At 72.1% G+C, this 6,615-nt stretch carries 6 protein-coding genes; all 6 read right to left on the bottom strand.

What is annotated here, in order from left to right:
• A partial coding sequence (locus tag A9O63_RS12500; protein WP_069332232.1) for a S49 family peptidase occupies nucleotides 1–1,258 on the bottom strand: 1,258 nt, incomplete at its 3' end.
• Complete coding sequence (locus A9O63_RS12495; RefSeq protein WP_069332231.1) at nucleotides 1,255–2,745, bottom strand: phage portal protein; 1,491 nt, start codon at nucleotides 2,743–2,745, stop codon at nucleotides 1,255–1,257. The genes A9O63_RS12500 and A9O63_RS12495, both read right to left, overlap by 4 nt.
• Nucleotides 2,745–2,954, bottom strand: coding sequence for a phage head-tail joining protein (locus A9O63_RS12490; protein ID WP_002723266.1), 210 nt, complete (start codon nucleotides 2,952–2,954; stop codon nucleotides 2,745–2,747). The genes A9O63_RS12495 and A9O63_RS12490 overlap by 1 nt, the downstream gene beginning before the upstream one ends.
• On the bottom strand, nucleotides 2,951–5,113 hold the full coding sequence (locus tag A9O63_RS12485; RefSeq protein ID WP_069332230.1) for a phage terminase large subunit family protein: 2,163 nt from the start codon (nucleotides 5,111–5,113) through the stop codon (nucleotides 2,951–2,953). The genes A9O63_RS12490 and A9O63_RS12485 overlap by 4 nt, the downstream gene beginning before the upstream one ends.
• Nucleotides 5,113–5,769 carry a terminase small subunit gene (locus A9O63_RS12480; protein ID WP_015922976.1) on the bottom strand — a complete coding sequence of 219 codons (657 nt, stop codon included), beginning with the start codon at nucleotides 5,767–5,769 and terminating at the stop codon, nucleotides 5,113–5,115. Before A9O63_RS12480 ends, A9O63_RS12485 begins: the two co-directional genes overlap by 1 nt.
• A 126-nt stretch (nucleotides 5,770–5,895) precedes the next feature.
• Nucleotides 5,896–6,612, bottom strand: a complete 717-nt coding sequence (locus A9O63_RS12475) for a hypothetical protein (RefSeq protein ID WP_069332229.1) — start codon at nucleotides 6,610–6,612, stop codon at nucleotides 5,896–5,898.
• Between the last annotated feature and the right edge of the window lie 3 nt (nucleotides 6,613–6,615).

Raw genomic sequence — 6,615 nt, 5'->3', positions numbered from 1 at the left:
TCGGGGCATGGGCCACGAGGTCGGCCCCGTCGCCCCGGGCCGCCAGCCCGTCGAGCACGGTGCGGCGCAGGGCTGCGGCCGAGAGACCGCGCCGCATCGCGTCGGCCACATCGACGGTCAGGCCGAGCCGGGCCGCCTGCTGGCCGATCTCGATCAGTTCGGCCGCCTCGGCCACGGCGACATTCGCGACCGGTGCGGCGCCGGATCCTTCCGCCGCCTCCAGCGGGGGCGCGCTGCCCTCTGCGGCCGTACCTTGCGCGGCGCCGGTCGTGGTCTCATCGGTCATGGTCGGGGTCTCCTTGGCTGCGGCCGGCGTGCCGGCCCGGGGGGATGGAAGGTGCGGACGGGACAGGTCCGCGCGGAAGGCGGCGAAGGCGCTGCGGAGATCGGAGACCTCGTCGGCGAGCCCCGCGGCCACCGCGGCGGCGCCGTCGAGCACCTGCGCCTCGGTGGCGAGCGCCTGCTGTCGGGTCAGCCGCGCGCCGCGGCCGGCCGCGACCGTCTCGGCGAAGAGCCCGCGCGAGGCCTCGACGCGGGCCTGCAGGTCTGCGCGCACCCCCTCGGGCAGGGCCTCGTAGGGATTGCCGTCGACCTTGTGCCGCCCGGCATGGATCAGCGTGACCGCGACGCCGCGGTCGGCCATGGCCTGCGAGAAGTCGGCATGCACGAGGAGCACGCCGATGCTGCCCACGGCGCCCGTGCGCGGCAGCACGATCCGTTCGGCCTGGCTCGCGATCGCATAGGCCGCCGAAAGCGCCGCTTCGGCCACGAAGGCGCGCACGGGCTTCACCGCCCGCGCGGCCCGGATCGCGTCGGCCAGATCGAAGAGGCCCGCCACCTCGCCGCCGTAGCTGTCGATCTCGAGCGCGATGCCGCGCACGGACGGATCGGCCACCGCCGCGGTGATCTGCGCCATCAGCCCCTCGTAGGAGGTCGTCCCCGAGGACTGGCCGATCCAGCCGCCGCGGTGCACGAGCGTGCCGGTGACCTCGATCACCGCGACGCCGCCCTCCACACGGTAGAGCGGCCGGCCCGCCTCCCGCCGGGCGTCGCCCGCATCGTCGAGGAGCACCGAGGCGCGCGGCGCGATCCGCCCGGCCTCGGCCACGCGGTCGGGCGCGAGCTCCTCGAGCCCGCGCAGCTCGAGCGCCCCGTTCACGAGCCGGGGGCCGAGGCCTGCCAGAAAGGCCGCGCCCTTCACGGGATCGACCAGCAGCGGCGTGCCGAACACCCGGCCCGCGATCATCGGATAGTTCATGGCTCTGCCCTCCTGCCGGCATCCCGGTCCGCCGCGCGGCCGTCGTCGTCCTCATCGTCCTCCTCGTCGCCGCGCGCCCCGTCCTGCGCCGCAGGCGCGGAGGAGCCCTGCGCGCTGCGGCGGAAGTCGAGCCCGAGCCGCCCCTCGCGCTTGCGGTCGGCGGCGATCTGGCGGTCGACCTCCTCGGCGTCGTAGCCGCGCTCCCCGATCGCCTGCGACCGGCTCTTGAGACCCGCGCCGATCTCCTCGATCTCGGCGCGGATGTCCTTCAGCGGATCGACCCATTGCCACTTCGGCGGCAGCCATTCGCAGGCGAGATACTCCCGCCGCCGGCGCTCGTAGCCCGGCAGCCGCACCGCTCCGGTCAGCACCGCGAGATCGGTGAAGCGCGCCCAGACCGGACGGCAGAGCTGATAGACGAGGACCGAATGCTGGAAGGCCTCCACCCGGCGGCGGAACTCCATGAGGGCGGTGCGGGCATTGGAGTAGTTCGCCTTCACCATGTCCTGCGACAGGTGGGCGTAGGGGATGCCGAGGGCGGCCGAGACCTGCAGGAGCGTGCGGTACTGGAAGGGCTCGTAGGTCGCGCCCGAATCCGCGGGATCGGCCACCTTCATGTCCTCGCCCGGGTCGAGACGCACGATCTGCCCCGGCGCCACCTGATCGCCCAGCTCGCCCTCGAGCGGCGCCGCATCCGGATCGTTCGAGGTGATGAACATCGCATACATGGCCGCGACCTTCTTCCGGTCGAGCTCGGCATCGTCGTACTGATCGAGGAGGAAGAGCTTCACGATGGCGGGCGCGAAGCGCGAGACACCGCGGAGCTGCCCGCTCTCGACCGGATCGACGATATGGAGCACATCCTCGGCCGGCACGCGCACCGTCTCGCCCGCAAGCCCCGGCTCGGTCGGATCGCCCGGATGGCGGCGATGGAAGTGATAGGCCCCCCGCCGGCCCACCGCATCGAACTCGATCCCCTGCCGGATCGCGCGCCCGCCGCCGAGAACTTCGGTCCTGCCGATCGGCAGCATCTCGGAGGGCAGGCACTGGAGCTGGAGCGGCACCGTGAGCCCGTCGCCGGGCCGCCGCGCGCGCAGGCGCACGAAGCATTCGCCGGTGAGGAAGAACTCCCGCGCGATGCGGCGCTGGAGGCCGTAGAAGTCGGTCAGCCCCTCGGCATCCGCCTCGTCGGTCCAGTCCTGCCAGAGCCGCTGGAGGGCGGCCTTCCGCGCCGGCGCCGCGATGAGCGAGGAGGGCTTCACCCCGGTGCCCACCGTGTTCGCGGCCCAGCTGTCGAGCGCGCCCTGCGCATAGCCGTTGTTGCGAACGAGATAGCGCGCGCGGGCGTTCATGTCGGGCCCGGCCGCGGCCAGAAGCGCATTCACATGGGCGCGTGCGGGACGGAAGCCGCGCAGGCGCCGGTTGGCGAGGCCCGCATCGAACCCGCCGACCCAGGCGCCGAGCCGGCGCAGGAAGGTCCCCGCCATCACAGGTCCTTCACCGCATAGGGCCGGATCACCCGGCGCGCCGTCTTCCGTGCCTTCGCGATGCGCCGTTCGAGATCGGCGATGGCCCGCGCGAGATCGGCATCGCTCTGATACTCCACCCGTTCGGACCCGACAGAGCCCGACCGCACGCCCCGGTGGCGGATGTCGAGCAGCCCCGTGAGCCGCCGCTCCATATCGTCGAGCGTCATGATCCCTCCATGTATCGCGAGCGCGAGGTCCGCGCGCGCCGGCGCGGGGCCGGTGCGGCCTCAGCGGCAGCCGCGGAGACCGCCACGGCGAACGGATTGGCGGGCCCCGCCTCGGCCCAGGCGGGCGGCGCCTGCCAGTCGATCCGGTTCAGCCCCTTGAACTCCGCCACGGCCAGCGCCTGCACCGAGAGGTCGAGCGTCTCGTTGCGGGCGGCGCCCTGGCGCTTCTCGTAGCCTTTGGGGCCGCGGCGCTCGGCGAGGAGCTCGTCGAGATGCTCCGCCTCGAGCCAGGAGGGCACATGCTGGGCGCCCTGACCGCCCTCGAACCGGCCGACGGCCGCGAGGACGCTCTCCTTCATCCGGTCGGTCGCCATGTTCAGCAGCTTGATGCCGCGCGCGCGCCTGCCCTTCGAGCCCCGCTCCGGCGCCTCGTGCCAGACCCGGTCGCGCTGCTGAAAGCCGCCGCGGCCGATCGAGAGCCACCAGAGCCCGCCCTGACCGTCGCGCCTGCGCGCGCGCCAGAACTTCTCGGCATTGTCCGACCAGCCGGCCGGGCCGTTGAAGTCGATCACGAGGGCGCAGGGCTTCAGGCTCCAGCTCGCCCCCTCCACCGGGTAGAGACGCTCGGGCAGATCGAGGAGCGCATCGGCATCCTCGACATAGCGGCCGGGGTCGAGCGCCCGGTAGCGGCCGTCGTCGCCTTTCGCGCGCGGGGCATGGTCGGGAGGCTGCGCCACCGCGAACCGGTCGATCGGCATCCGCTCGCCCTGCGCGCCCCAGGCCATGACCAGCACCTCGAAGCGGTTGCCCTGCACGTCGATCGAGACCGTGACGAAGCGCGTCCAGGCTGGGGCCACGCGCCGTTCCTGACTGCGCATGTGCTCGCGGATCTGCGCCGCCGTGAGGGCGCCCTCCTCTTCGGCCTCCGGGCGCCGGTAGGGCACGCCGATGTCGGTGTAATGCACCCGGGCGAAGTCGGTGTCGTCGCCCAAGGCTTCGAACCGCCGCCGCTCGGTCTCGTAGCGCTGGACCAGCTCTTCCCACGAGGCGAAGGCCGCGGCGGCCCCGTTCAGGCTGTAGCTCGCGATGGGCGTGCGCCGGATGTCGGGATCGTCGATCCGGACCAGCGCCCGGCGCCCGTTCGCATCGATGTGGCGGCCCTCGTGCAGCCAGCCTCCGCGACCCTCGAGCGCGGCGCGGTTGAGGCCGACCTTGTGGCGATGGGCGATGAGCGTTCCGCAGTGCGGGCATTCCATCATCGCCTGCTCGCCGGCGGCACCCGGATCGAGATCCGCATCGTAATGCAGCCGGTCGAAGCGCGGCTCGAAGAGATCGCCGCAGTCCGGGCATTCCCAGTACCAGCGCCCGCGCGTGCCCTCGTTGTAGATCGGGACGAGCCCGGCTGTGGCCGGCGGCAGCATGTGCGGATGGCCGGCATGCGGCGCCCAGTCCGCATTCGGGTCCACCGGGAAGGCGGGCGAGGATTCCGCCAGGACGCAGCCCCGGCTCATGAAGGTGCGGATCCGCTGCAGCGCCATGCCGAAGGGCGAGCCTTCCGGGCTGTCCTTCGGCCCGAGCTTCTGGGGCATGTGATCGTAATCGGTGAGCATCACGAGGCGCTGAGACCGGCTCGAGAGCTGGGTCGGCACCGGATAGCCGATGGTGAGCCGCATGCCCTTGAAGCGCTTGCGGCTGAAGGTGCTGTCGTCGCGCCCGGTGCCCAGCCGCTCGCGGAGCGCCGGGCTGTTCAGGATGGTGGGGTCGAGCTTCTCCTCGACCCAGGCGTCGGCATCGGTCTTGGTCATGTGGATGACCTGCACGGGGCCCGGCGCGCAGGTGACGGCATGGGCCGAGACCGACTGCATCATCTGGCTCTTGCCGCTCTGCGAGGGCCCGAGGAAGACCACGGCCTTGAAGCGGCGCGACTGGGTCATGTCCGCGGGCTCGACGGTATAGGGCGTCACCGCGCGGTCGAAGGGCACCCAGTTGCCCTGCACCGGCACGCGCATGTGCCGCTCTGCCGCCTCGGTCACCGTGACCCGGCTCGGCGGATCGAGGAGCGGCAGGGCGTCGGCCAAGATCTCCTCAGGCGCGGTGAAGGGCGGCAGCGGCGGAATGCGGGTGAGCCGCCCGATGCCGCGGTCGAGCATCTCGACCATCAGAGATCGAGCGCCTTCTGCGCGCCGAGGGCCACGACCTCGCCGGGTCGCAGGAGCGCGGCCTCGATCCGCGCCCGCGCGTCGATCCGGGCCGCATCGCAGCGCTCCTGGAGCTTCGCCACCTGCTCGGCCGAGAGGCTGAAGTTCAGCTCGCAGAAGTCCGGCAGCGTGTCGAGCGCGTTGCCGAAGGAGACCATCAGCTCCTCGAGGAGCTCGCGCATCCGGCCTGCGCGCACCAGATCGCCCCGCTGCTCCGCCACCCGGTTGCGGTGATACTCGGCCTCGGACCATTTCTTCAGATCGTCCGCGGTGAGCTCCGCCTCCTCCTCGGCCTGATCCTCGTCGAGGTTGCGGAAGGCGAGTGCTGCCTGGGCGGCGAGCCTGTCGCCCTGGGCCTTGGCCGCGCGCGCGCGGGCATCGCGCTCCATGCGCCAGGCGTAGCAGTGCCGGAGGCGGAACTCGTAGGCCACGCCGTTCTGCCCGTCGGACATGACCGGCATGCCTTGCGAGATCCACTTCGTGATCGTGTTCTCGGAGACCGAGAAGGCGCGGGCGAGCTGCGCGCGGTTGAGGGTGCCGTCCTCCATCCCCTCGGGAAGCGGCCAGGCCGCGAGGTCGAGCACGCTCCCATCAACGAGGGTGACGGTGGTCAGCACGGGCTTTCTCCTGTAGAAACAACAACAAGAACCGCAACCTGCACCCCGGCGGGATCGGGCGGTTCCATTTGTGACGGGGTGCGAATTACCCGCGTGCGGCCCCCTCGGGGGGAGGACCCAAAGGGGTCAGGCCGCCCGCCGCTTCGCCGCGAGCCGCCCGAGCGTCCGGCCGAGGTGCTGGGGCAGCTTCACCCGCGCCACATCCTCGGCCCCTTCGTAGAAGCCCAGCCGCTGCTGATAGACCGGCACCTTCGGCGAGAGGACCGCCACGATCCCCAGCTGCCCGCCTGCCGTGCGCTTGTAGACCCCCGGCGTGAGCCCCGCCTTCGGCACGAAGTAGCTGGCCCGGCGCCGGTTGCGCTGCTTCGAGCCTGCCGTCGTGTTCGCCCGCGCATCGCCCTGCGCCTGCAGCGCCGAGAGCACCTGATTGCGCTCGCCGCGCGACCAGTTGCCGTAGGCATCGAGCCGGGCATTGTCGGCGGGGATCACCGAGCGGATGTCGCCCGCGAACGAGAGCCTGCGGTCGAGCAGCGTCTCGAACCCGGTGCGGCCCCGCGGCCCGCCCCGCTCCTGCACCTTGAGGTAATGCCGGGCGCCCACGCTCGGCCGCTCCTGCACCGCCGCCTCGAGCGTCTGCGGCGTCGAGCGCCAGACCATGAAGGCGTTCTTCGTGAAGGGCGTCGGCCGGTCGAAGCCCTGCCCCATCCGCTCCTGCACATGGCCGAGCACATCCTGCGCCGTGTCGTTCAGCGCCCAGCTCACCGCCCGGCGCAGATCCGGGCCGCTCAGTTGCGCCAGCGCCTTGCCGATCCCGCTATCTTCCATGCGAAGAGACAGGTCCATCGG

The organism is Cereibacter johrii, assembly GCF_001720585.1.
Classification (GTDB): domain Bacteria; phylum Pseudomonadota; class Alphaproteobacteria; order Rhodobacterales; family Rhodobacteraceae; genus Cereibacter_A; species Cereibacter_A johrii.
Note: the sequence above shows the minus strand (reverse complement) of the source record. Positions and strands in the feature narration are given on the sequence as shown.